Genomic DNA, 25409 nt, shown 5'->3' with positions numbered 1-25409 from the left:
CGGCGGATGAAGCGACTCGGCCGGGCCGCGGCGATGGTCGCGATCGGCCTGACGGCCGCGGCGCCGGCCGCCTTCGCGAAGGGCCCCGCGCCAGCGGGCGCGCCCGGAGGGGACGCGGGCTTCGACATGGCGGCCGAGGCCGCGCCGAGCCCGGCGGCCTGCCCGACCGGTGTGGGCGAGGGCGCGAGCTGCCTGAGCGGCAAGGACAGCGCGGGGGCGCTCTACATGATCGTCATGCCCAGGCAGTGGAACGGCGATCTGGTCGTGCACGCGCATGGGGGGCCTTTCCTGGGCGCGCCGACGATGAAGCGGGTCACGGAGGATGTCGAGCGGTGGACGATCATGCCGCGGCTGGGATACGCGTTCGCGGCGTCGAGCTACCGGCAGGGCGGGGTCGCCGTCAGCGCCGCGGCGCAGGACAACGAGCGCCTGCGCCGGCTGTTCATCGCCAAGGTGGCCAAGCCCAGGCATGTCTACCTGCACGGCCAGTCCTGGGGAGCGAGTGTCGCGGCCAAGGGCGCGGAGCTGTTCGCCGAGGGCAAGCCGTATGACGCGGTGCTGCTGACCTCGGGCGTGCTCGGCGGCGGGACGCGCAGCTACGACTTCCGTCTGGACCTGCGCGTGGTCTACCAATACCTCTGCCGCAACCACCCGTTGCCCAGCGAGCCGCAATACCCGCTCAACATCGGTCTGCCGCTGGACTCGACGATGAAGCAAGCCGACCTGGCCAAACGCGTGGACGAGTGTCTCGGCCTGAACAAGCCGGCGTCGGAGCGCACGCCGGAGCAGGCCGCGAAGGTCAAGACCATCGTCGACGTGATCCACATCCCGGAGCGCAGCATCCAGTCGCATCTGAACTGGGCGACCTGGCACTTCCAGGACATCGCGTTCAAGCGCACTGGCGGGGCGAGTCCCTTCGGCAACGTCGGCGCGGTCTACGCGGGATCGAGCGACGATGCGGCGCTCAACGCGGGCGTGGCGCGTTACGCGGCCGATGCGAAGGCCGTGGCGACCTTGTCGGCCGATGCGGACCTGGGCGGGAAGATCCCGGTGCCGGTGCTGACGGTGCATGCGATCCACGACCCGACGGCGATGGTCGAGCTGCAGGAGAGCTTCGGACGCACGATGACGGCGGCCGGTCGCGGCGATGCGCTGGTGCAGACCTTCACCGGCGACAAAGACCACAGCTACCTGAGCGACCCGACCTACGCGGCGCTGATGGAGGCGCTGACCGGCTGGGTCACGCAGGGGCGCAAGCCCACGCCGGCCTCGATCGCGGCGGGCTGCGAGAAGGCCAAGGCCACGCTGGGCTCAACCTGCCGCTTCGAACCGGACTATCAGGTCAAGCCGCTGGAGTCGCGGGTGGTCAAACGGGATCGGCCGTGAAGGGCCGCTCAAACGACTGCAGGATCCTTGCCAGTTCCCGAGCGTCCACCAGCCCTTGCGCGACGTCCACCATCACAGCCTCCAAGTGAGCGCTGCGAGAGATGGCGATCTGATCGCGAGCGAGAAATGTTAGACCGCACACAAGTCGATCACCGCTTGGCCAATGCGCGAAGCACTTCCCGGTGCTCCTCGATGATCTTCTCGGCAAGCTCGATCACTGCAGGGTCTGCTGGCCCATAGACCGATTCGGGCGTGGGCACGCCGTACTTGGACGGGCGCTCGTCGAGCTTGTCCGGGATCGGAAAGCCATACCTTTCGGAAAGTGATTGCATGGGGACTCCTTGAAAACCCCGCAGCGTAGGCAGGCCGCACCCGCGTCGCAATGACCCCTTCGAGGGTCGCGCCCACCCTGATGGGTGTCCCCACTTTGGGAGAAGCCAGATCCGGCATTCGGGCGAAGAATCGGCGGGTTCATCCGACAGGAGACGCCATGTTCACCGACCTGATCCGCCAAGGCCGCGAGGACGCGCCGCAAGGCAACCGCCGCGATTTCATGGAGGCCGCCGCCGCGCTCGGGCTGAGCGTCATGGCCGGCCCGGTGCTCGCGCAGTCGGGATCGGGCGGCGCGCCCGAGCTCATCCTGCGCAACGGCCGCATCACCACGATGGACCCGGCCCGGCCGGACGCCACCGCCATCGCGCTGCGCGACGGCGTCGTGATGGCCGTGGGCACCGACGCGGAGATCGTCAAGCTCGCAGGCGCGCTCACACGGGTGGTCGACGTCGAGAAGCGCCGTGTGATCCCGGGCCTGACCGACTCGCACATGCACATCATCCGCGGCGGGCTCAACTACAACATGGAGCTGCGCTGGGACGGCGTGCGCTCGCTGGGCGCGGCGCTGCTGATGCTCAAGGAGCAGGCCGCGCGCACGCCCGCGCCGCAATGGGTGCGGGTCGTCGGTGGCTGGAACGAATTCCAGTTCGACGAGAAGCGCATGCCCACGCTGGCCGAGCTCAACGCGGCGGCCCCGGACACGCCGGTGTTCGTGCTCAACCTCTACAACCAGGCCTTCCTGAATCGCGCGGCCCTGCGCGCGGTGGGCTACACCAAGGACACACCGCAACCCGCCGGCGCGATCATCGAACGCGACGCGCGCGGCGAGCCCACCGGGCTGCTGCTGGCCGAGCCCAATGCGTTCATCCTCTACAACACGCTGAACCTCGGGCCCAAGCTCGATCCCGAGCAGCAGCTCAACTCCACGCTGCACTTCATGCGCGAGGAGAACCGGCTCGGCGTCACGTCGGTGGGCGACGCGGGCGGCGGCTTCCAGAACTATCCCGACGACTACGGGATCATCGACAAGCTCGCCAAGGAAGGCCGGCTCACGGTGCGTATCGCCTACAACCTGTTCCCGCAGAAGGCGAAGCAGGAACTGGCGGACTTCCAGCGCTGGGCCAGGATGGGCAAGCCCGGTGACGGGACCGACTTCTACAAGCTCAATGGCGCGGGCGAGATGCTCGCGTTCAGCGCGGCGGACTTCGAGGACTTCCTCCAGCCGCGCCCCGACATGCCCGCGGCGATGGAGAACGACCTCGAGGGCGTGGTGCGCTTCCTGGCGGGCAACGGCTGGCCGTGGCGCATGCATGCGACCTACAACGAGACGGTGTCGCGCAGCCTGGATGTCTTCGAGAAGGTGCATCGCGACCATCCGATCGACAAGCTCGGCTGGTTCTTCGATCACTGCGAGACGGTGACGCCGCAGAACCTGGAGCGCATCAAGAAGCTGGGCGGCGGGATCGCCGTGCAGAACCGGATGTCGATGCAGGGCGAGTACTTCATCCGCCGCTATGGGCTGAAGGCGACGGCCGAGACGCCGCCGGTCAAGCGCATGCTGGAGATGGGGCTGCCGGTGTCGCTGGGCACCGACGCGACCCGCGTGAACAGCTACAACCCGTGGCAGGCGCTGTACTGGCTGGTGTCGGGCCGCACGATCGGCGGGACGGTGCTCTATCCGGAAGAGCGCCGGCTGGACCGGATCGCGGCGCTGCGATTGATGACGGCGGACGGGGCGTGGTTCTCGCGAGAGACCGGCAGGAAGGGCGTGCTCAAGGCAGGCGCGTTCGGCGATCTGGCGGTGCTGGACCGCGATTTCCTCAGCGTGCCCGAGGATCAGATCCAGGACATCACCTCGGTGCTGACGGTGGTGGCGGGCAAGCCGGTGCATGGCAGCGGCGCGTACGCATCGCTCGCGCCCGCGCTGCCGCCGGCGATGCCGGACTGGTCGCCGGTGCGCAGCTACGGCGGGTATCAGGCGCGCAAGTCGACGTCCTCGTCGATGAGCGACGCGGAGCGTCGGTATCAATACGCCGCGATGTGCGGCTGCGCTAGCCAGTGCGGCGTGCACGGTCACGACCACACGGCGGTGGCGAGCGCCGCGCGCGATGCGTCGGCGGCGCAGGCGTTCTGGGGATCGCTGGGCTGCAGTTGCTACGTGTGAGGGCGGCACCGACGAACCCGGCCCGAAGGACGCCGACTAGGTGCGCTTCGTTTCGCCCCGAGCCTTCATGCCGCCCCTGACCCTTGTCCCTCATCTCAACCCCTACGAACCACCGCCGTCCTATGACGACGCGGTCAGTTCTGGAGAAACGCCGCCGCCTGCCTACGGCAGGAGCGAGTCCGGTCTCGCCATCGACGCCGGTGGGATTCACGACGGGGCCGATCCCCTGTCCCATGGCGACCCCCGCTACGTGGACTTCCCCGCGCAAGCGCTCTACGACGGCTCGGTGGCTGACTGGATGCTCCCGCAGGGGCGGCCACGAACCAGCCTCGAACGGGCCCAGGCCTGGTATGACCACAGCGTCGCCGAGCGCGACATCCAGACCTCCGACGATGGTGTCGCGCGTCTGCAGGCGCTCGCGGTCATCGCCTGGTTCAGCCCGGCCTCCGGCAACTCCCGCCTCAACGGCCTGCTGAGGCAGGATCTGCTGGACATGATGGTCCGATGGACGGCGTTGTCCCGGCGTGGCAGGGGAGGCCGGGCGCTCAGGGCGGAGTCCATGGTCGTGCAGTACGTGCGGCTGCTCGCCAGCCTGGTCGGTCGCCAGGACATCGATCCCGGCTTCGCGCTGGAGTCCTTGAGACGCACGGACCGACGCGACCAGCCGCCGCTGCTGCTGGCGTTGGCCTCGGCGAGTGCGACCTCGTCCAATGTGGCCACGGCCCTGTGCGACCTGCTCCACGCGTGCCACACGGCGCGCCGCTCGCATCCGTCCTTCGAGAAGACGCTGGTGGCCGACCTGCTGGCCACGCGAGATCGCCGTGGCCTTGAGCGCGGCGACAAGTACGACACCTTCTATGGACGCGTGTTCGGGGATGGGCGGGCCGATACGCGCAGCCGCCCGGGCGCGGCCATCGTCGGCTGCCGCCTGGGACGGCTCGGGTTGCTTCCCTCCGACGAGGCGGTCTCGCGGAGGCATTCACCCACGCGAGCCGGCAAATGGCTGGAGGCGCAGAAGGCGGGAGACTCCTGGGGCCGGGGACGATCACTCGATCCTCGTCCCGACTGGCAGCCGCAGAGCCAGGCGGCGCAGCTCTACCGCCGGACCTTCCTCGAGAACGCCTGGCGCTCGCAACATCCATCCGCCGCGGTGCAGGCGTTCGCCGCGATCACTCGATCGCGAAGCCCGTCACCGAGCGCGCCGGCACGTTGATCACCGCGTGAGCCCGAAGAGCTGGGCCGCGTTGCCCCAGGCGATGCGACGCGCGATGTCGGCGGGCAGATCGCCGAGCCAGGCGCGGTAGCCCTTCATGGTGGCGTCGTAGTGCAACCAGCGCTGGTTGACCCAGGTGTCCGAGCCGATGAGGAATCGATCGGGGTAGCGTTCGATGAGCGCGCGCCAGTCGGAGCAGAGCTTGCCGTCGTCGCAGGTGAGCCCGGGCCGGTAGGACAGCTCGCCCATCAGCCGCGGGTACTTCGCGAGCAGCGCCTCGACGCGCGCGATCGGCGCGCCGTTGATGCCGGTGTGGGCCCAGATCAGACGCGTATCGCGGCCGTTGGAGGGCGTGGCGTCCATGAGCAGCTCGATGGCCGCGTCGTCGACATGCGCGAGCACCACGAGCGCCTTCTCGTCGGCGAGCGCCATCAGCTGACGGGCGATGGGGCCGCGGGCGTTGGCGCTGTCGTAGAGGTGGAATTCGCCCAGTCCGCGATAGGGACCCGACGCGGTGCCGCGCGCGAGTTCGTCCTGAACCATGCGCGCGATGCTGGGGTCGCGGAACCAGTTGTCGTAGTCGGCGCGGGTGCGATAGAGCCGGACGAAGGGGATGACGGTGATGCCGGCGGCCTTCGTCTCAAGCATCGAGGCCAGTGAGCGGGAGCCGTCGTTGGGGCGCGAGTTGGCGAGGACGGCCTTGACGCCGTTGCGCTGGAGGCGGGCGAGCACGTCGGCGGGCGGATGCGGGCCGTCGCGGCCGTTCCAGGCTTCCTCGTTGTAATGCAGGTGCGCGTCGAAGATCGGGCCGGTGTAGTCCTCCGCATGGGCGTCGAGCGAGGGCAGCGGGGACAGCGCGAGCGCGGCGATCACGTGCAGCAACGAGCGCAGGGCAGGGACCATGGCGGAACTCCCGGAGTGAGACAGCGCGGCGATGGCGGGGATTCTGCGTCGGATCGCTTCGAGACGGTGCTCCGGGAGGTGCGTGGGCTAAGGAACGGCCCTCGCCGTGGTCGGCGCTGACGACATGGCGGTGGGCTCGGCCAGCGTCATTCGCGACTCCCCCGGACCGATGTACCGCACGCGCTTGCATTGGTCGGGCAGACGCTGGCAGAGGTCGACGGCGATCAAGCCTGAACCGTCGTTGGCGGGCCGGATCAAGAGCCCCTGGTCGTCCTTGCGAGGAAAGGTGAGGGCGGTACGGAGGGTCTCCTTCGGGACGGTTGGCAGGCGCCCGGCCAGCCAGTCCAGGCCTTTCAAGGAACGTTCAGCGTTGAGGCTGCCGTCAACGCGCGAGTAGGTGCCATGAATGGCGAGGACCGCATCGCGGTTCAGGATGACGGGATCCCCGGCCAAGGCGAGCAAAGCGCACGCTGAAAGGCAGCGACTGGATACCGTGACCGGCTTGTTGGCGAACTTCGTGTAGAGCATCTGTTCGGCGAGGTCCACGCCGCCCATGATGTTCCTGACGACGATCGCCTCGTAATGCCAATGGGTCGCGAAGAGTTCGTGGACTTTCTCGACTTCCTTCGGGCCCAGTCCACCGTCTTCGATCCACACGGTCTTCCCGTCCGTGTGGGCGGTGACGCCGGTTTGTCCCACGGCAAGTAGCGGCAGGCTGAGCAGCAGCCCGCAGAGTGCTTTCATGGTTGCCTCCTGGCGAGGGGCTTGGCCCCTCGCGCTTGTGTGATGGGGGAGCGACGGCTAACGCATCACTGCGCGCACTGCGTATCGCGGCCAGCGCCGTCGATCACGCTGTGTGTCGAGTACCAGAAGTCCCAGAGGACTTGCTGGTAATGGGCGTATCCGCCGAAGTTGCTCTCCCCCCATGCGTCTTGCCCCGGCGTCCGGGTCGCTGCGGCATCACCGCCCGAAACCATTTCGATCTCGGCTTCCGTCAGTTCTCGAATGGACATGAATATCTCCGTGAATCAAAAAGCCCTTCCGTTGTTGGAAGGGGGAAATTTGCGGCCGCGGAGAAAGTCTCTTAGAGCGGGCGGAGCTTGTCCGCCCCGGGAAAGCGCTCCCGTGGGAGTTTCCCGTGACTTGAATGAAGAGGATTGGCCAGCCATTCAGCAAGAAGATGCTGAAACGCTGGCTCATGAAAGTCGGTTTCGACCCCGTGTCTCAGGGAAACCGAGCAGAGGTCTGCATCCCGCAGCCTCTCGCATGACATCGAACAGGCAGCCGTCAGGCCGCCACGTTCATTCGATCATCAGCACCGTCACCGATCGCGCCGGCAGCGTGATCGACTGGCCCAGCGTCTTGCGCTCACCCGTCATCACATCCACGGCCGCGTCGCCCGCGCGGATCATCTCGGGGAACCTCGACAGGTCCAGCTCGCGGGGCTCTCGCGCCTTGCTCATCACCAGCATCACCCGCTTGCCGCCCAGGCCCTTCGCCGCGTCGTAGCGGAACAGCACATACGCCTCGCCCATCGGCGCGTATTGCATCAGCGCGCCCTCGTGCACCAGCCGCTCCGACTTGCGCCAGTTCAGCAGCCGCTTCAGCCACGCCTGCGCGCCCGCCTGGCGCTCGCCAAGCCCCGCGCCGGTGAACGCGTTCACCGTGTCGCCGGCCCAGCCGCCGGGGAAGTCCGCCCGCACCGCGCCGTCGTCGCGATGACGCGGGCTGGTCATCAGGATCTCCGACCCGTAGAAGAACTGCGGGATGCGCCGCACCACCGCCAGGTAGGCGTACGCCATCTTCGTCAGGTCCAGGTCCTCGTGCAGCACGCTGTAGGTCCGGGGCGTGTCGTGATTGCCCTCGAAGAGCACCAGGTTCGCCGGGTCCGGATAGACGAAGTCATGCGCCAGCGCCTCGTACAGCTTCGTGAACCCGCCGTCGTGCGAATCCGGCTGATTCAGCGCCGCCAGCAGCGATTCCTGCAGCGGGAAGTCCATCAGGCTGGGCAGCGACGACACATACCCGTCGTGGTTGCGCTTGCCCGCCTGCCAGTACGACACCACCGCCGGATGCGGGCTCCATTCCTCGCCGACGATGTTCAGCTTCGGATACTCCTCCTTGAGCCGCCGTGACCAGACCGCCAGGAAGTCCTTGTCCGAGTAGCTGTAGGTGTCGGTGCGCACGCCCGCCAGGCCCGCGGTCTCGATCCACCACAGGCTCATCTGCGTCAGATAGGTCGCCAGCAGCGGCTGACGCTGGTTGAGGTCGGGCATGCCCGGGCTGAACCAGCCGTCGCTGAAGCGCTTGCGATCGCTGGGCGCCGCGTACGGGTCCTGCAGCGACATCCGCGCGTGATGCGTTTCCGTGTACTGGGGCCAGGCGTTGACCCAGTCCGCCGTCGGCAGGTCCTTCATCCACCAGTGGTGCACGCCGATGTGGTTCAGCACGATGTCCTGGATCAGCCCGATGCCGTGGCGCTTCGCCTCCGCGCCCAGCCGCACGTAGTCCGCGTTGCTGCCGAAGCGCGGATCGACCTGATAGAAATCCGTCGCGCCGTAGCCGTGATAGCTCCACTTGGGGCTGTCGTTCACCGACAGCGGCGTGGGCCACAGCATCGTGAAGCCCATCGCGGCGATGTAGTCCAGGTGCGCGGTCAGCCCGGCGAGATCGCCGCCATGCCGCCCGCCCTGGTCCGCGCGGTTCAGCCCCTCGGCCAAGCCGGGCACCTCGTCGTTGCGCGGATCGCCGTTGGCGAAGCGGTCGGGCACCACCAGGTAGATCGTGTCCTTCGGGCCGAAGCTCTCGCGCTCGGCCGAGCCCGCCACCCGCGCGCGCAGCGGGTATGGATGCTCGAGGACGGTCTGCCCATCGCGCTTCAGCCGCAGCGTCAGCGTGCCGGGCCGGGCGTCGGGCGCCAGGCGCAGGTCGACGAACAGGTAGTTGGGGCTGTCCCCGCGCCGCGTGCCGACGAGCGTCACGCCCGGCATCGGCGCGAGTTCGGCCTGCAGCGCGCCGATGCCCGCGCCGTGCAGCATCAGCTGCAGCTCGGGGGACTTCATGCCGACCCACCAGTCCGGCGGTTCGACCCGGTCAAGCGCCACGGCGGTGGCAGGGGAGACGGAAGCGGCCGTCGCGGCGGCGGCGGGAGTGTGCGTCATGACAAGCAGGCTCAAGGCGAGGGAAACAAGCGGCGAGGGGCATCGTGCCAGAAGCGGGAGAAAGGCCATCGTGCGCCCCGTTCAGCGCAGTCGGAAGACTTGCAAGGACCGTGGCGCGGCGTCCAGCGTGAGGCGGCCGGAGGCGTCGGCCGTTGGGGCGGATGCGGCGGATACGGCAGTTGCGGCGGCCGGGGCATCCGCGAGCGGACGCGCCGCGGTGGATCCCGCCGCCGGATACAGCGTCTTCAGCCGCGCGCGGGCCGGCAGGCCCGGCAGCTCGACGCGCGCCGCCTCCTGGCCGTAGTTGATCACCACGAGCACGCGCTGCCCCCGGTAGGCACGCTGGAAGCTGAGCACGCGTCCCTGCGCGAGCGGCGCCTCGTAGCTGCCACGCGCCAGGGCGGGCTGCGTGTTGCGCAGCGCCAGCATCGCCTTGTAGAAGTTGAGCAGCGAGCCCGGATCGGCCGCCTGCGCCTGCGCGTTGTGCGTGGCGATGTTCGGTGAGACCGGCCGGAACGGCGTGCCGGTGGTGAAGCCGCGCGCATCGGCGGTCCAGCTCATCGGCGCGCGCAGCGGCGCGTCGCCGGGCAGTCCCGCGACGCCGGCCTGTCCTATCTCCTCGCCGTAATACAGGAAGGGCGTGCCGGGCAGCAGCAGGTAGGTCGCCGCGGCGAGCCGATAACCGGCCTCGTCGCCGCCGAACTGGTCCCAGGGACGCCGGCCCGCGAAGATGTCGTGGTTGCTGAGCATGGTGGCCATGCCCAGCGGCGCCTCGGTGAAGAAACGCGCGACCTTGGCCGTCGCCTCGACCGCGCCGTCCCCGCCCTTGGCCGCGTCGATCACCGCGCGCTCCAGGCCGAACGCGAAGGCGCTGCCGCAGATCTCGGGCCGGGTGTAGACCTTGGGCTCGGCGGTGGCCTCGCAGACGACGAAGCGATGCGGATAACGCTGGATCAGCCGCGTGAACGCGCCGGTGAGGGCGCGGCTCTCGGGCTGGTCATTCCAGTCCTTGGCGCTGTTCTCGATCAGGTGCGGCACGGCGTCGAGTCGATACCCGTCCAGGCCCCGATTGAGCCAGTAGCGCAGGTTGTCCTCGTGGTACTTCACGACGGCGGGGTGGCGCATGTTGTAGTCCGGCATGTGCGGACCGAAGGTGGCGAAGTAGCGCGGCGAGCCTGCCGGCGACGACGCGGTGGATTCGGGCTTGGGCGGCGCGCTCGCGCCTTCGGCGACCTCGGGCACTTCCTCGCCGGGCAGGTACCACGGCGTCTTGCCCCAGATGTCCCAGTCCTGCAGCGCGCTCAGCGGCTGCGTGTTCCACACGAACCAGTCGCGCCAGGGACTGGCCGGATCGGCCGCCGCGGCCTGGAACAACGGATGCTCGCGCGCGCTGTGGTTGATGACGTAATCCATCACCACGCCGATGCCGCGCTTGTGAGCCTCGCGGATCAGCGCGTCGAAGTCGGCCAGCGTGCCGTACTGCGGCTCGATGGCGCGGTAGTCGGTGGTCGCGTAGCCGTGGTCCCGATCGGCGCTCGCGGTGATGGGCATCAGCCAGATGCCCTTGATGCCGAGCGCCTGCAGGTAGTCCAGCCGCTGGATGACGCCGCGCAGGTCGCCGATGCCGTCGCCGTCGCTGTCCTGGAAGCCGCGCACGAAGATCTCGATGAACGCGCCGTGCTGCCAGCCTTCGGGCAGGGGGCTGCGCCCTCGGAGCTCCTTCACCGGAGACAGGTCGACCGGCGTGGCGGCGGCATCGGGCGCGGCGGGTGCAGTGGTTGCGGCCCACGCGCCATCGACGCTCAGAAGGCCCAGCGCGGCCATCGCGCAGGTCAGGGCGGTTCGCACCATCGATCGGTCTCCGGATCTTCTTGTCTGTAGCAAAAGTACATCTGCGTGACCGGTGATTCCCGGTCGCCGCGCCGCAGCATAGAAGGAATGACCTATGAAGGGAAGTCCTGATCCTTCGCGTATGTAGTTTTGCTACCATCTAAAACATGACTTGGATCGCGACCTCGCTTGTCACATCGCTCCTGGCCGCGCTGGCGATGCCCGGACTGGCCGCCGCGCAGCAGCGCCCACTCGCCGATTGCGACGGCCCGCCCGCCACGGTGCTGGCGGCGGCGTCGGCCAGCGTCGCGCCCGCTGATCCGGCGGCGCCGCAGCCGGTCTGGCTCGACGCACGGCGTTTGCGCTGGCCCGGCTTGCAGCTCGCTGCGGGCGAGGTCGTGCGCGTGCACCGGTCGGCGGCCGGCGCGCTCGCGATCGTCGACGGCCGGGTGACCGGTGCGGATCGGGTTCAGACCTTGCAGGCCACGGACGCGCCGCTGCCCGCGGAGGTCGCCGCGCAGGCGGCCTATCTGGGGCCGGGCGCGGAACTGACGCTGGACGCCTCGGTCGATCCCACGACGCTGTGGACCGGGCAGGCGCTCGTCACCGTCGAGGGCGCGGATGGCCGCGTGACGCGTTGGAGTCCGGCGCAGACGGCGCGGGCGCTGGACCAGCGCTACGCCGCGGCGCAGCGCGAGACGGCGCTGGGTGTGTCGCTCGGCGCCCATGGTGCTCAAGGAGCGGGATTCAAGCTCTGGGCGCCGACGGCCGACCGGGTCGAGCTCTGCGTCCACGACGGCCCGGACAGCGCCGCGCGCTCGCGCCAGCCGATGGTCCGCGATGACGCCACCGGCATCTGGTCCGCCACCGCCGCCGGCGTGCGCGGCGGCGCGTATTACCGCTACCTGGTCGAGGTCTTCGTCCCCGGCGTCGGACGCGTGCGCAACCTGGTGACCGATCCGTACTCGGTGAGCCTGTCGGCGGACTCGGCGCGCAGCTACGTGGCCGACCTGGACGAGCCGCGGCTCAAGCCCGCGGGCTGGGACGCCAGCGCGATTCCCGCGCGCGTGAAGACGCCGACCGACATGGTCGTCTACGAGCTGCATGTGCGCGACTTCTCCCGCGACGACGCCACCGTGCCCGCGTCGCAGCGCGGCAAGTACCTGGCGTTCACGCAATCGCGGTCCGACGGCATGCGTCACCTGCGCGCGCTGGGCCGCGCCGGGCTGACCGACGTCCATCTGCTGCCGATCTTCGACCTGGCCACCGTGCCCGAGCGGGGCTGCACCGTGCCGCGTGTTCCGCAGGGCCTGGCGCCTGACAGCGACGCGCAACGCCGCGCCGTGATGGCCGAAGCCGCGAGCGACTGCTTCAACTGGGGCTACGACCCATATCACTTCAATGCGCCCGAGGGCAGCTTCGCCAGCGATGCCAATGACGGCGCGGTGCGCGTGCGGGAGCTGCGCGCGATGGTGATGGGCCTGCACGCGGCGGGACTGCGCGTGGGCATGGACGTGGTCTACAACCACACGACTGCCTCGGGGCAGCATCCGCACTCGGTGCTGGATCGCATCGTCCCCGGCTACTACCAGCGGCTCGATGCGGCGGGCCGCGTCGAGCGCTCGACCTGCTGCGACAACACCGCGACCGAGCACCTCATGATGGGCAAGCTGCTGGAGGACTCGGTGGTGCTCTGGGCGCGGGCCTACAAGATCGCGTCCTTCCGCTTCGACCTGATGGGGCATCAGCCGCGCGCGGTGATGGAGCGGCTGCAGGCCAGGCTGCGGCGCGAGCTCGGCCGCGAGGTGCCGTTGATCGGCGAGGGGTGGAACTTCGGCGAGGTGGCCGATGGCCGGCGATTCGTGCAGGCCTCGCAGCGATCGCTCAACGGGACGGGTATCGGGACCTTCAGCGACCGTGGACGTGACGCGGTGCGCGGCGGGGCCGCCGGGGACGACGCGGCGACCTCGATGCATCGGCCCGGCTTCGTGATCCCCGCGCCGGCGGGTGACGCGGCACGTCGCGCCGAGCTGCTGCGCCAGGGCGACCTGCTCAAGCTGGCGATGGCCGGCACGTTGCGCGGCGTCGTGCTGGAGACCGCCGAGGGCCGGCGCGTGCGCGGCGACGAGCTGCCCTACGGGGATCAGCCCGCCGGGTACGCGTCGGTGCCGGCGGAGGTCGTCAACTATGTCGAGAACCACGACAACCAGACGCTCTTCGACGCGCTGGTGCTGAAGCTGCCGCGCGAGACCTCGCCGGAGGATCGCGCCCGCACGCAGGCCGTGGTGCTGGGCATCAACGCGCTCAGCCAGGGCGTGGCGTACTTCCACGCGGGTGGGGAGCTGCTGCGGTCCAAGTCGATGGATCGCAATAGCTACGACTCCGGCGACTGGTTCAACCGGCTGGACTGGCGCGGGCGCGACAACGGGTTTGGCGCGGGCTTGCCGCCGGGTGGAGAGGGTGGCGTGGGTGGCGAGAGCGGCGTGGTCGCCGACGACGCGCTGCTGCGGCCGCTGCTGGCCGATCCCGCGATCAAGCCGGGGCCGGCGCAGATCGGCTGGACGAGCCGCGTGTTCCTCGATCTGCTGCGCATCCGCGCGAGCACACCGCTGTTGCGGCTGAGCGATCCGCGGGAGATCGAGCGCCGTCTGGTGTTCCACAACACGGGGCCGGGGCAGCAGGCGGGCGTGATCGTCGGGCGGCTGGATGGCAAGGGCAGGGCGGATGCGGGGTTTGAGCGGCTGCTGTACGTCGTCAACGCGGGCGCCGAAGCGGCCGAGATGACGCTGCCGGCCGAGGCTGGCTTCGCCTGGCGACTGCATCCGGTGCAGCGCGCGGCCGGGGCCGCCGATGCGCGCGTGCGGCGTGAGGCCGGCGTCGACGGCGCCAAGGGCGTCTTCCGGGTGCCGGCACGCAGCGTCGCCGTGTTCGTGGTCGAGCGGCGCTGACTGCCAAGAGCCCTCACCCCCCGCCCTCTCCCGCTTCGCGGGCGAGGGGGCCTCAATGCCTGACTGCGCGAAAGCCCCTCGCCCGCGAAGCGGGAGAGGGGGCCTCAATGCCTGACTGCGCGAAAGCCCCTCGCCCGCGAAGCGGGAAAGGGGGCCTCAATGCCTGACTGCGCGAAAGCCCCTCGCCCGCGAAGCGGGAGAGGGGGCCTCAATGCCTGACTGCGCGAAGGCCCCTCGCCCGCGAAGCGGGAGAGGGGTTGGGGTGAGGGGTGTCTCGGTCCCCGCATCGGCGGGATTCACCCGCCGTATCCCCGCGTCCGTCGCATGCGGGGATGCGCCCGCGTCCCCACAGGACTAGCATCCCCTCCAGCGGCCCTGTCAGAGGCCGCGTCGGAGACGGTCATGGGAACCAGCCAGGCGATCCAAGCAGTCCATGTCTCTCACCCCGCGCCACGCGGCCGCGCCGCGCTGCGCTCACTCGGCGCCTTGACGCTCCTCGCGCTCCTCGCGCTCACCGGCTGCGCCACCGCGCCGCCTCCCACGCCCGCGATCGATCCCGCGCCGCTGATCCACGACGAGCTCTTCGCCCCCGCGCGCGACGTGATCGAGCCCGACAAGGTGATGGCGATCTCGCCCAGGATGCGGCAGTTCCTGCACGACCGGCTGCCCAACTCCACCACCGGGCCGCTGATGCTGGACACCCGCGACCTGCGCGCGATGCTGCTGGACGCGCTGTACAAGCGCGGCGACCTGCAGCTCGAGTACGACGCCGAGATGACCCGCACCGCCGCCGAGGCCTATGACGCCAAGGCCGGCAACTGCCTGTCGCTGGCGATGATGACCGCGGTCTTCGCGCGCGAGATGGGCCTGCCGGTCACCTTCCGCCAGATCTACGACGAGGAGCAGTGGAGCCGCGTCGGCGACCTGCAGGTCGTCTCCGGCCACGTCAACATCGCGCTGGCACGGCGCCGCACGGACTTCCGCGTGCTGGGCGAGGAGTCCTCGCTGGTGGTGGACTTCCTGCCCGGCGCGCAGATCGCGCGCCAGCGCGCGATGGCGATCGACGAACGCATGATCGTCGCGATGTACCTGAACAACCGCGCCGCGGAGCTCATGTCCCAGGCTCAGACCGACCGCGCCTACTGGTGGGCGCGCGCCGCCTGGCTGTACGACCCGCGCCTGCTGTCGGCGCTCAACACGCTGGGCGTGATCTATCGGCGCCACGGCGAGACCGTCCTCGCCGAGCGCGTGTTCCGCGCGGTGCTGGCGCGTGAACCGGCCAACGTGCAGGCCATGGGCAACCTCGTGCAGGCGCTGCGCTTCCAGGACAAGCTCGCCGAGGCGCAGGCCTACGACGCGCAGCTCGCCGCGTTGCAGCCGTTCCCGCCGTTCAAGTTCTTCGACCTGGGCGTGGCCGCGATGAAGACGGGCGACTACGCCAAGGCCCGCGACTACTTCGCCAAGGAGATCGACCGCTCGGCCTACTACCACGAGTTCCATTTCTGGATGGCCCTGGCCAACGTCGGCCTGGGCAAGTGGGACATCGTGCGCGACGAGCTCGCCAAGGCCGAGGAGTACAGCGTCACCAGCCGCCAACGCCAGCTCTATTCGGCCAAGCTCGACAGCCTGCGCGCGAAGATGGACCGGCCGACGGTCAAGTCACGCTGAGCTGCCGCGGCGCCGAGCCCGCGGGGCTCAGTTCCCCAACGGCGGCAGCCCGTGGCGCGCGCGAGCGCGGGTGCAGGCCTCGTCACCCAGGCCCAGCGGGGCGCGCATGCCGAATTCGCGGCACGGCGACGGGCGCCATTCGTAGATGCCGCAGCCGGCGCGCTCGCCGACCTGGCCCTGCAGCGCCGAGCAGCGCGGGCGCGCGTGGTCGGTGCCGCGCATGCGGCAGGTGTGGCCGGTGACCTCCACCGTCAGTCCGTCGGGCACGGTGCCGCCCTCGCTCATCAGTTCCTGACGGGAGAAGTCGACGCGAAAGCTCGCGCAGCACGCACCGCAGCGGGTGCAGGGGTTGTCGGCGATGGCGGACATGGGCTCAGTTCGAGGCGGACGGGCTGATCGGCGGGCTGTCGGGCGGCGGCGGATCGTCGGGCTGCGGGGGCTCCCGCACGACGGTCACCGAGCAGGTGCACTGCGTGACGACCTGCGCCGAGACGCTGCCCAGGTAGCGGCGGATGACCGAGCTGGCGCGCGCGCCCATCACGACGTGATCGACGCCGGTCTTGGCGGCGAACTCGATCAGCGCGTCGCCGGTGTCGGGGGCCTCCAGCACGTGGAAGGTCAGGCGGCCATCCTCGAGGGCCAGCTCGCGCGTCATCGGATGGGCCCAGTTCTTCAGCGCGATCAGCTGCTGCACGTGATGGCTGCGGCCTTGCGCGTCGGTGAGTTCGTCCATGCCGAGGCGGTTCGTCTTCATCACCCCCACGCAGGCCAGGCGCGCACCCGGCTCGGTCTGCATGAGCCGGCGCACGACCTCGCGCAGGGCCTCGAGCAGCGCCGGCGTGGCGCCCTGCACGTCGACCGCGGCCATGATCACCGGGCTGCGGGCGACCTGCGCGCCCACCGAGGCCGGCGCCTGCGGCTCCTCGCCCAGCGCCAGGAACCAGCGCTTGAATCGGCGCACCAGCCCGCTGCGCTGGAGCTTGTGCGCGCGCGCGGTCAGCGGGACCGCGTCGGGCCGCTGCAGGTCCAGGGCGAGCTGCGCGGCGCTCTGATAGCGGCGCTCGGCGCGCACCTCCAGGCAGTGCAGCACGATCTCCTGGAACCACGGCGGCAGTTCGGGACGGATCGCGCGCGGCGGGATCGGGTCGACGTAGAGGCGCCGGCGCAGTTGCCGCACCGAGGTCGGCTGGCCGAAGGGGCGTTCGCCGGTGGACAGGTGATAGAGCATCACGCCCAACGCGAAGAGGTCGCTGCGGGGATCGTTGCGCACGAACTGCACCTGCTCGGGCGACATGTAGGGCCCGGTGCCCATCGGCAGCGAGAACTCCTCCTCCAGCAGGTCGGGCAGGAAGTCGTGGCGCGACAGGCCGAAGTCCACCAGCACGACGCTGCCGTCGGGGCGCAGCAGGATGTTGCTGGGCTTGATGTCCAGGTGCACCAGGTGCTGGCGATGCAGGTCGGTGAGCGCGTGCGCGACCTGGATGCCGATCTCCACCACCTCCACCAGCGGCAGCGGCGCCTGGTCCAGCCGCGGGCGCAGGCTGTCGGCCTCGATGCGCTCCATGACGATGTAGGCCTGCCGGCGCCAGTCGCCGCGCGCGACGAAACGCGGCACGTGCGGTCCCTTGAGCGCGGGCAGGATCATCTGCTCCACCTCGAAGCCGACGATGCTGGCCGGGTCCTCGCCGCCCTTGATGCGGGGGACCTTCATGATCAGCGGGAAGGTCTCGCCCTCGGGCGCGTCAGCCGGGGACTGGCGCCGCACCTGCCACAGATTGGCCATGCCGCCCTGATGCAGCCGCGCCTCGAGCACGAACCCATCCAGCACCTGGCCGGGTTGCAGCGGGGTGGTGATCGGGACCGGGGTGGAGGGTGAAGCAGGCGTCGGGTGGGCGTCGTTCATCGATTCCTTGGCACGCTCAGCGGCCGATGGCCAGGCGTTGCGCGAGTCGGTCCGCCAGTCCGGCGGGCAGGCCGGAGGCGGCGCGCAGCGCGGCAGCGGCGGCCTCGACATCGTACGGGACGCGCTGGAAGGTGAGCTCCTCGGTGTCGTGATCGAACAGCGCGTAGGCCGCCGCCGGGTTGCCGTCGCGCGGCTGGCCGCAGGCGCCGGGGATCACCAGCCATTGCCGGTTGGGCAGCAGCGGGATGGGCACACCAGGCTGGGGCCGGAAGTCGCCGGCCTTGCCGGTCCCCGAGAGGTGGTACAGCATCGGCTCGTGCATGTGGCCGCAAAAGGTGTATCTGCACTCGGTCGCATGCAGGCTGCGCATGGCCTCCAGGCGCCCCTGGACATAGGCGAATCCGGTCGGATCAAAGGCGTTGGCGTGGACGTACAGGCAGTCGTCCTCTTCCTCGGCCATCGGCAGGCTGGCCAGGAAGGCGAGTTGCGACTCGCTGAGCTGGGCGCGCGTCCACAGGATGGCGGCGCGCGCGTCGTCGTTCATCGTGGGGCGGGGGCCCTGGGTGACGCCCAGGTCGTGGTTGCCGGCCACGACGATGGCGCCGTCCTCGCGCAGCGCGCGGACCTGATCCACGACCCAGCCCGGATCGCTGCCGTAGCCGACGTAATCGCCGAGCAGCGCGAAATGGAGGGCGCCCTGGCGCCGGGCGTGGTCGAGAACGGCCGCGAACGCCTGGCGGTTGGCGTGCAGGTCGGAGATCAGAGCGGTTTTCATGACAGCGGCAAGGATGCCACGCGGGGCTGACGTCAAGCTTCGCGAGTGGGCGACCTCCGGGGTGAGCCCGCGCCGCCTCGCACCCGCCATTGGAGCGTACCCGGCGGCCCCGGGCTCCCCCGAACCGGAGGGTTCATCCCCCTCCGGATGGGCGACGGGCGGGGGGAGTCGCGGGTTTCGGCGGTTGTGGGCGGGCGCGGCTTTGCTAATCTGGCCCTCGACATGGGGCGCCGGCGGCAGCCCCGGCACGGGAGATAACAACGATGAATGGGTGGCATCTCGGGCAGCCGGGCCGATCCGCATGCGGACGGGTCACGGCGATCGAACGCCGGGCGCGCGCTCTGCGGCGGGCGGCGGTGTGGCTGGCGGCCGGCGCGACGCTGTGGGCGGGCGCGGCTCGGGCCGACTGCACGCGGGCGATCCGGGTGCCGGTGGCGCCGATCGGCATGAGCGTGGTGACCTCGGGCGGCGAGGTCAGCGGCGTGTTCCCGGACGTGCTGCGCAAGGTGGCGTCGGAGACGGGCTGCCAGTTTGATTTCGTGGTCGTGCCGCGGGCGCGCGTGGAGGCGATGTTCGCCGCCGGCAGCGCCGACGTGCTGGTGCCGGCGACCCGCACGACGCAGCGCGACCTGCACGGCGACTTCATTCCGATGATGAAGGCGCGGGCGATGCTGATCTCGCTGGCCTCGGACCGCGCGCCGATCGAGAGCCTGGCGGACCTGGCCGAGCGGCGCGAGCTGCGGGTGGCGGTGGTGCGCGGCTTCGATTACGGCGAGCCCTACCTGGAGCTGCTGAAGACCTTGCGGGCGCAACGCCGGCTGGTGATGGAGGCGGACACGGCGTCGGTGGTGCGCACGCTGGAGCGCAGCCTGGCCGATGTGACGATCATGGCGCCGTCGATCCTGGCGGGCACACTGCTGCAGGACTCGCGGACACGTCCGTTGCTGGACCGCCTGCGGCTGGAGGCGATGGCGGAGCTGAACTGGACGGACAGCGGGATCTACCTGTCGCGGCATCTGCCGGCCAAGGAGCGGGAGATCCTCACCGACGCACTGGAGCGCAACGCGCGCGCGGGCACCGTGTGGAAGGCGGTGCAGAAGCACTATCCCGCCGGCTCCTACGAGGACGGGTTGAAGGCGATCGGGGCGGTGAAGTAGGGCGCCGGCTCGGCTTGGCGATGGCGGGTTGTCGACTGACGCTCACTTGAACGCGTGCACATTGACTTGATTGGGCAATGGCGCCGCGCAAGGGCGACGCGAAGAATGCGCAGCTCGTTGTTCAACGAAGGCGCAGTCGGCGACCGCGGATCACGTGGTCGCGCCAGAGGTGGCGGTGCAACTCGTCTCCGCGATTGTCGTGGGGGCCCGGCTTCTCGAGGAACGCGCCGAAGCCATTGATCTGGTGACGCGGGTGCTCTCAATGATTGAAGACAGCTGCCATCGACTTTTGAAAGGAATGCCATGAAGCATTACGTCGTCTGTCCCTCTCCGGATCCGATGAGGTTTTCCGCTTGCGTGCTGGCGGTCGGTCCGTCTGCGCCCTTGGACGAAATGGACATGATCGTTCACGAGCTCCAATCGCGAGGTGTGGTCGGCAAGGTGGTCTTCGACATCCTTGTGGCGAACGCGTCTCGCATTCGCCGATTCTTCTGTGGAAATTTCGATGGCACGGACTTCAAGCCGTTCAAGTTCGAGTTGATTGAAGGGGATGACGCCATGCGCGAACACTCGGCTGCACTCCTTGCCGAGCGACTGCCATCCCTGGATATGGTCATGATGAGCCGAGCACAACGCTTCGCCATCACCCACGGCATGGTGATCTGACGCCCGCCACCATGAACAAAGGCCCGCACGCAGCGGGCCTTGTCGTGGGGCGCTTGTCCCGAGGAACAAGCGCTTGGATCGATTCGTCAGCTCAGCCGATGCGGCCCAGCAGCAGGTACTCCATCAGCGCCTTCTGCACGTGCATGCGGTTCTCGGCCTCGTCCCAGACCACCGACTGCGGCCCGTCGATCACGTCCGCGGCGACTTCCTCGCCGCGGTGCGCCGGCAGGCAGTGCATGAACAGCGCGTCCGGCTTGGCCTGCGCCATCATCGACGCGTCCACGCACCAGTCCGCGAACGCCGCCCGGCGGGCCTCGTTCTCGGCCTCGTAGCCCATGCTCGTCCACACGTCCGTCGTCACCAGGTCCGCGCCCTTGCAGGCTTCCTTCGGATCCTTGAAGACCTTGTAGCAGCTCGTGTCCCGGATGCCGGCCACCGCCGGATCGATCTCGTAGCCGCTGGGCGTGCTCACGTGCACGGTGAAACCGAGGATCTCCGCCGCCTGCAGCCAGGTGTTGGCCATGTTGTTGCCATCACCGACCCACGCCACCACGCGCCCCTTCAGGCACTCCATGTCGATCGCGCCGCGACGGTCCATGCCGCGCTGCTCGATGAACGTGAACAGATCCGCCAGGATCTGGCACGGGTGGTACTCGTTGGTCAGACCGTTGATCACCGGCACCCGCGAGTGCGCCGCGAAGCGCTCGAGCTTGGTCTGCTCGTAGGTGCGGATCATCACGATGTCGACCATGCGACTGATCACGCGCGCGCTGTCCTCGATCGGCTCGGCGCGGCCCAGCTGGCTGTCACCGGTGGTCAGGTGCACCACCGAGCCGCCCATCTGGTACATGCCCGCCTCGAAGCTCACGCGGGTGCGCGTCGAGGCCTTCTCGAAGATCATCGCCAGCGTGCGGTCCTGCAGCGGCTGGTACTTCTCGTAGTTCTTGAAGCGCCGCTTGATCATCGCGGCACGGTCGAACAGGTGGGCGTACTCTTCCGCGCGCAGGTCCTTGAACTGCAGGTAATGACGCATCAGGCTGTTCCCCGGCTTCATGGCGCGGAGGCCGGCGTCTGGGCCAGGAAGGCCTTCACCAGCGGCACCAGGATGTCGGCGATCTGCGTGGCCTCGGCGCTGGTCAGCGTCAGCGCGGGCACCAGGCGGATCACGCGGTCGGCCGTCACGCTGAGCAGCAGGCCGGCTTCCATCGCCTGCTGCAGCAGCACGCCGCACGGACGGTCCAGCTCGATGCCCAGCATCAGTCCCTGGCCGCGCACCTCCACCAGGCCGGACTCACCGGCCAGGCCGCGCTCGATCGCCGCCTTCAGCTCGGCGCCCACCGTGGCCGCGTTGGCCAGCAGGCCGTCGGCCTCCATGACGCTCAACGTGGTCACGCCCGCGCGCATCGCCAGCGGATTGCCGCCGAAGGTCGTGCCGTGGTTGCCCGGTCCGAAGACCTTGGCGGCCTTGTCGCCGCAGACCACCGCGCCGATCGGCACGCCCGAGCCCAGGCCCTTGGCCAGCGGCATCACGTCGGGCACGATGCCCGCCCACTGGTGCGCGAACCACTTGCCGGTACGGCCGATGCCGCACTGCACCTCGTCCAGCATCAGGAGAAGCTCATGCTCGTCGCAGAGCTTGCGCAGGTCCTTCAGGAAATCGATGCGCGCCGGGTTCACGCCGCCTTCGCCCTGGATGGTCTCCAGGAACACGGCGGTGACGTTGGGATGCTCGGCCACGGCCTTGCGCAGCGCCTCGATGTCGTTCAGCGGCACGCGCACGAAGCCCGGCACCAGCGGACCGAAACCGTCCTGCACCTTCGGATTGCCGGTGGCCGACAGCGTCGCGATCGAGCGGCCATGGAAGGCCTTCTCGAAGACGATCACCTCGGGCGAGGTGTTGCCGCGGTCATGCCCGTACTTGCGCGCGATCTTCAGCGCCGCCTCGTTGGCCTCCAGGCCCGAGTTGCAGAAGAACACGTTGGTCAGGCCCGACAGCGCGCAGAGCTTCGCCGCGAGCTGCTCCTGCAGCGGGACGTGGTAGTAGTTGCTGGTGTGGATCAGCTTGCCCACCTGATCCCGCAGCGCCTCCACGAGCACCGGGTGGTTGTGCCCGAGCGTGTTGACGGCGATCCCGCCCAGCCCGTCCAGGTATCGTCGGCCGGCCGTGTCCCACACCCACACGCCTTCGCCGTGCGACAACGCGATCGGCAGGCGGCCATAGGTTTGCATCACATGGGGTTCGGTCGGGGCGGCGAACGAGGAGTCCGAGGCGTTCATCAACTCTCCAGGTAGTCGGAGTGGGGGGTGAATGGGAGGGGTGAAGCGGCCGATTCTACGGGTCGACCCTCAGCGGGGAAACGATTCCTCCTGGACAGTGTCGGCAGTCACGCTGACCAGGGCGAGCCGTAAGCCCATGCGTGCTGCGACGCAACACATCCAGGGCACAATAGCGGTTTTGCCTGCCGCGACCGGACGCCCGTCCCCCCGCCGCGGGCCGGGACGCGTGAGACCGAGTAGCCAATGACTGAGCAGCCCAAGCCGCGAGAAGTGTTCATCCAGGGCATCACCACGGATGGCCGCACCTTCCGTCCGAGCGACTGGGCCGAACGTCTGGCCGGGGCCATGTCCTGCTTCCGTCCCGGCGGCACGCGCAGCGGCCGCGACGCCTACCTGGGCTACTCCCCCTACTGCGTGCCGCGCGTGGTCAACGGCGTGAAGTGCGTCATCGTCAACGAGGCGCTGAAGTCCGTCGAGCCGATGGCCTGGGACTTCGTCATGAACTTCGCCCGCGACAACAAGCTGCAGGTCGTCGACGCCTGCCTGCTGCCCGACGGCCGCGAGCCCGGCAAGACCTGAGCCCCGGACGTCCTGGCCTCCCGGTCTTCTCCGCCTCCTCGCTGACCTTTTCCGTGGCCCGTTCGGGCCATCGCCAAGTGCCGCCATCGCGGCTAGCCTGCCGGGTTCGCTGCGACCCGCCCACGAGGCTTGCCGGACATGGCCGTCTTCACCGCCGATGCGGCCCCTCGGGCCGAGGTCCTCCTGCCGGAACTGCGCGAGCTGCACCGCCTGATCGAACAGGGCGGGGCGCTGATCGGGGCGCGTGAACTCGTCACCGTTACCACGCCGCAGGGCGCGTTGCCGGTGCTCGGCGTGACGATGGGCAATCCCGATCCGTCCGTGCCGGCGCTGGCCTTCATCGGCGGCGTTCATGGCCTGGAGCGCATCGGCGCGCAGGTCGTGCTCGCCTACCTGGGCAGCCTCGTGCGACGGCTGCGCTGGGACCTCAGCCTGCATCAGCAACTGGAATCGCTGCGGCTGGTGTTCCTGCCGATCGTGAATCCGGGCGGTGTGCTGGCGGGCTCTCGCGCGAATCCGCAGGGCGTGGACCTGATGCGCAACGCACCGCAGGACGCCGAGCACGGCGTGCCTTTCCTGATCGGCGGACATCGCCTCACCCGACTGCTGCCGTATTACCGCGGCCCCGCGCAGGCGCCGATGCAGCCCGAGAGCGAGGCCCTGTGCCGATTCGTGCGCGAGGAGCTGCTGGGGCGGCCGGTGTCGATCTCGATCGACTTCCACAGCGGCTTCGGCTTGCGGGACCGGATCTGGTTCCCATATGCGCGCAGCCGCCGGCCGATGCCGCACCTGGCCGAGATCCATGCGTTGTGCGAGGTCCTGGATCAATGCCTGTCTCCGCACCCTTACGTGATGGAGCCGCAGAGCCGCCATTACCTGACGCATGGGGACCTCTGGGACCATCTTTATGACGAGGCGCTCACCCTCGATCGGGGGATCTTCCTGCCAATGACACTCGAAATGGGGTCATGGCTGTGGGTGAAGAAAAATCCTCGCCAGCTACTCTCCCGGCACGGCATGTTCAATCCGCTGATCGCCCATCGCGAACAGCGTGTATTGCGACGGCATATGGCTTGGATGGATTTCATGACTCGCGCGACGCAGAGCGCGTTCCGGTGGTTGCCGGGGCCGGACACAAGAATCGATCACGGGGAGCAGGCGTTGAACCGCTGGTATCGGAGGATCGTCCGATGAGCATGCACACGTGGGTGCTGCTGCGCGGGCTGACACGCGAGAGCGCCCATTGGGGCGACTTCCCCATCCACCTGCAACGCGCGTTGCAGGTGCAGCAGCCGCAGGCGCGGCTGGAGTTGCTCGACCTGCCGGGCAACGGGGACAAGCATCGGCAGAGCAGTCCCACGCACGTGGACGCGATGATGGAGGAATGCCGCGCGGAGTTGCGCCGACGCGGCGTGCCGCCGCCCTATCAGGTGCTGGCGATGTCGCTCGGAGCGATGGTGGCCAGCGAGTGGGCGGCGCGCCATCCGCGGGAACTCGACGGTGTGGTGCTCATCAACACGAGCCTGCGGCCGTTCAGCGCGTTCTTCCGCCGCCTGCGGCCGTCGAACTACTGGTCGCTGCTGCTGTTGAGCCTCACGCGGCTGAGCTTGCGCAGGCGCGAGGCCAAGGTGCTCCAGATGACGACGCGGCTGCAGCAGCAGCCCGAGCAGGTGCTCGACGACTGGGTGTCGATCCAGCGCCGGCATCCGGTGCGTCGGCGCAATGCGCTGCGCCAGCTGCTGGCCGCGGCGCGTTATCGCGCCAGCCTGGCCAAGCCCGAACCGCCGATGCTGCTGCTGTGCAGCCAGGGCGACACGCTGGTGGATTGGCGATGCTCGCAGGCGATCAGCCGCGCCTGGGGCGCGCCGCTGCGGCTGCACCGCCATGCCGGGCATGACCTGCCGCTGGATGACGGGGAATGGGTGGCGCGCAATGTCGTGGATTGGCTCCACGTGCGCGAGGTGGTGGGGCAGACCGCCCCGATGCCGCTGTGAGGGCCAGCCCGGCAACGGGCGATCCTGAAAGCGAAAAGGCCCGCCGAATGGCGGGCCTTCTACGTGCACCAGAGCTGGATCTTGGTTATCAGGCGGCCAGCGCCTTGATCTTGGCGGACAGGCGGCTCTTGTGGCGAGCAGCCTTGTTCTTGTGGAAGATGCCCTTGTCGGCGACGGAGTCGATGACGGGCTGGGCGGTCTTGAACAGGTCAGCGGCCTTGGCCTTGTCACCCGTGACGATCGCCTTTTGCACGTTCTTGATGACCGTGCGGAACTTCGAACGCAGCGCCGTGTTGGCGGCGTTCAGCTTGACGTCTTGACGTGCGCGCTTGCGGCCCGAGGCCAGGCGCACGGTTTTCTTCTTGGCTTTGGAAGAGCTTGCCATTGTCTTATCAGTCCAGATGGTGCAAAGACGGCGAGTATAGCAGCCAGGAATGGAAAAACCAAATCCG

General features: G+C 69.2%; 22 protein-coding genes. 10 read left to right on the top strand and 12 right to left on the bottom strand.

Annotated features, from left to right (window positions below):
* Positions 1-33: 33 nt before the first annotated feature.
* Positions 34-1386, top strand: a complete 1353-nt coding sequence (locus ACNI65_RS13940; RefSeq protein ID WP_416763626.1) for a hypothetical protein — start codon at positions 34-36, stop codon at positions 1384-1386.
* A 149-nt stretch (positions 1387-1535) separates the two neighbouring features.
* On the opposite strand, the gene ACNI65_RS13935 is transcribed toward ACNI65_RS13940, so the two are convergent.
* Positions 1536-1718, bottom strand: a complete 183-nt coding sequence (locus tag ACNI65_RS13935; protein WP_416757348.1) for a hypothetical protein — start codon at positions 1716-1718, stop codon at positions 1536-1538.
* A 254-nt stretch (positions 1719-1972) separates the two neighbouring features.
* Between ACNI65_RS13935 and ACNI65_RS13930 the strand changes: the two genes are divergently transcribed.
* Together ACNI65_RS13930 and ACNI65_RS13925 are read left to right on the top strand one after the other, a co-directional pair.
* On the top strand, positions 1973-3883 hold the full coding sequence (locus ACNI65_RS13930) for an amidohydrolase (protein ID WP_416763625.1): 1911 nt from the start codon (positions 1973-1975) through the stop codon (positions 3881-3883).
* Positions 3884-3950: 67 nt separating this feature from the next.
* Positions 3951-5096, top strand: a complete 1146-nt coding sequence (locus ACNI65_RS13925) for a hypothetical protein (protein ID WP_416757347.1) — start codon at positions 3951-3953, stop codon at positions 5094-5096.
* Here the strand turns inward: ACNI65_RS13925 and ACNI65_RS13920 are convergent, their stop codons facing one another.
* The 5 genes from ACNI65_RS13920 to ACNI65_RS13900 form a co-directional block, all read right to left on the bottom strand.
* A complete protein-coding gene (locus ACNI65_RS13920; RefSeq protein ID WP_416757345.1) occupies positions 5097-5999 on the bottom strand; it encodes an amidohydrolase family protein in 903 nt (300 codons plus the stop codon). It lies immediately after the preceding gene.
* A gap of 87 nt (positions 6000-6086) precedes the next feature.
* On the bottom strand, positions 6087-6743 hold the full coding sequence (locus ACNI65_RS13915) for a hypothetical protein (RefSeq protein ID WP_416757343.1): 657 nt from the start codon (positions 6741-6743) through the stop codon (positions 6087-6089).
* A gap of 65 nt (positions 6744-6808) precedes the next feature.
* Complete coding sequence (locus ACNI65_RS13910; protein WP_416757342.1) at positions 6809-7012, bottom strand: hypothetical protein; 204 nt, start codon at positions 7010-7012, stop codon at positions 6809-6811.
* A 288-nt stretch (positions 7013-7300) separates the two neighbouring features.
* A complete protein-coding gene (locus ACNI65_RS13905) occupies positions 7301-9160 on the bottom strand; it encodes a glycoside hydrolase family 13 protein (protein WP_416757341.1) in 1860 nt (619 codons plus the stop codon).
* 81 nt (positions 9161-9241) lie between these two features.
* Complete coding sequence (locus ACNI65_RS13900; protein WP_416757340.1) at positions 9242-11011, bottom strand: alpha-amylase family glycosyl hydrolase; 1770 nt, start codon at positions 11009-11011, stop codon at positions 9242-9244.
* Positions 11012-11157: 146 nt separating this feature from the next.
* Here ACNI65_RS13900 and ACNI65_RS13895 point away from each other — a divergent pair, with 146 nt between their 5' ends.
* Together ACNI65_RS13895 and ACNI65_RS13890 are read left to right on the top strand one after the other, a co-directional pair.
* The gene (locus ACNI65_RS13895; RefSeq protein WP_416757339.1) at positions 11158-13938 is read left to right on the top strand and encodes an alpha-1,6-glucosidase domain-containing protein; all 2781 of its coding nucleotides are present in this window, start codon (positions 11158-11160) and stop codon (positions 13936-13938) included.
* 402 nt (positions 13939-14340) lie between these two features.
* A complete protein-coding gene (locus tag ACNI65_RS13890; RefSeq protein WP_416757338.1) occupies positions 14341-15606 on the top strand; it encodes a tetratricopeptide repeat protein in 1266 nt (421 codons plus the stop codon).
* A 27-nt stretch (positions 15607-15633) separates the two neighbouring features.
* Here ACNI65_RS13890 and ACNI65_RS13885 read toward each other — a convergent pair whose 3' ends face one another.
* Genes ACNI65_RS13885 through ACNI65_RS13875 form a run of 3 tightly spaced genes read right to left on the bottom strand, consistent with a single transcriptional unit; the run spans position 15634 to position 18284 of the window.
* Complete coding sequence (locus tag ACNI65_RS13885; RefSeq protein ID WP_416757336.1) at positions 15634-15975, bottom strand: YkgJ family cysteine cluster protein; 342 nt, start codon at positions 15973-15975, stop codon at positions 15634-15636.
* 4 nt (positions 15976-15979) lie between these two features.
* Complete coding sequence (locus tag ACNI65_RS13880; RefSeq protein WP_416757334.1) at positions 15980-17509, bottom strand: protein kinase domain-containing protein; 1530 nt, start codon at positions 17507-17509, stop codon at positions 15980-15982.
* 16 nt (positions 17510-17525) lie between these two features.
* A complete protein-coding gene (locus ACNI65_RS13875) occupies positions 17526-18284 on the bottom strand; it encodes a metallophosphoesterase family protein (RefSeq protein WP_416757333.1) in 759 nt (252 codons plus the stop codon).
* A gap of 263 nt (positions 18285-18547) precedes the next feature.
* On the opposite strand from ACNI65_RS13875, the gene ACNI65_RS13870 reads away from it, so the two are divergent.
* Together ACNI65_RS13870 and ACNI65_RS13865 are read left to right on the top strand one after the other, a co-directional pair.
* Positions 18548-19441: a substrate-binding periplasmic protein gene (locus ACNI65_RS13870; RefSeq protein WP_416757331.1), complete on the top strand. Its 894-nt coding sequence runs from the start codon at positions 18548-18550 to the stop codon at positions 19439-19441.
* 303 nt (positions 19442-19744) lie between these two features.
* Positions 19745-20107, top strand: a complete 363-nt coding sequence (locus ACNI65_RS13865; protein WP_416757330.1) for a type II toxin-antitoxin system RnlB family antitoxin — start codon at positions 19745-19747, stop codon at positions 20105-20107.
* Between the two features lie 91 nt (positions 20108-20198).
* On the opposite strand, the gene argF is transcribed toward ACNI65_RS13865, so the two are convergent.
* Together argF and ACNI65_RS13855 are read right to left on the bottom strand one after the other, a co-directional pair.
* Complete coding sequence (gene argF / locus ACNI65_RS13860; RefSeq protein ID WP_416757328.1) at positions 20199-21161, bottom strand: ornithine carbamoyltransferase; 963 nt, start codon at positions 21159-21161, stop codon at positions 20199-20201.
* Positions 21158-22384 (bottom strand): aspartate aminotransferase family protein, encoded by a 1227-nt coding sequence (locus ACNI65_RS13855; protein ID WP_416757326.1) that lies wholly within the window; start codon positions 22382-22384, stop codon positions 21158-21160. The genes argF and ACNI65_RS13855 overlap by 4 nt, the downstream gene beginning before the upstream one ends.
* Before the next feature lie 243 nt (positions 22385-22627).
* Here ACNI65_RS13855 and ACNI65_RS13850 point away from each other — a divergent pair, with 243 nt between their 5' ends.
* The 3 genes from ACNI65_RS13850 to ACNI65_RS13840 all read left to right on the top strand — a co-directional run bounded on the left by ACNI65_RS13850 (position 22628) and on the right by ACNI65_RS13840 (position 24957).
* Positions 22628-22963 carry a DUF3579 domain-containing protein gene (locus ACNI65_RS13850; RefSeq protein WP_416757325.1) on the top strand — a complete coding sequence of 112 codons (336 nt, stop codon included), beginning with the start codon at positions 22628-22630 and terminating at the stop codon, positions 22961-22963.
* A gap of 138 nt (positions 22964-23101) precedes the next feature.
* Positions 23102-24157 (top strand): M14 family zinc carboxypeptidase, encoded by a 1056-nt coding sequence (locus ACNI65_RS13845; RefSeq protein WP_416757323.1) that lies wholly within the window; start codon positions 23102-23104, stop codon positions 24155-24157.
* Positions 24154-24957, top strand: a complete 804-nt coding sequence (locus tag ACNI65_RS13840; RefSeq protein ID WP_416757322.1) for an alpha/beta fold hydrolase — start codon at positions 24154-24156, stop codon at positions 24955-24957. Before ACNI65_RS13845 ends, ACNI65_RS13840 begins: the two co-directional genes overlap by 4 nt.
* 88 nt (positions 24958-25045) lie before the next feature.
* Here the strand turns inward: ACNI65_RS13840 and rpsT are convergent, their stop codons facing one another.
* Positions 25046-25342 (bottom strand): 30S ribosomal protein S20, encoded by a 297-nt coding sequence (gene rpsT, locus ACNI65_RS13835; RefSeq protein WP_088385633.1) that lies wholly within the window; start codon positions 25340-25342, stop codon positions 25046-25048.
* Between the last annotated feature and the right edge of the window lie 67 nt (positions 25343-25409).

Origin of the sequence: Roseateles sp. So40a (assembly GCF_048081605.1) — a bacterium.
GTDB lineage: Bacteria > Pseudomonadota > Gammaproteobacteria > Burkholderiales > Burkholderiaceae_C > Roseateles.
The sequence above is the reverse complement of the archived record's forward strand: the minus strand, read 5'-3'. Positions and strand labels throughout refer to the sequence as shown.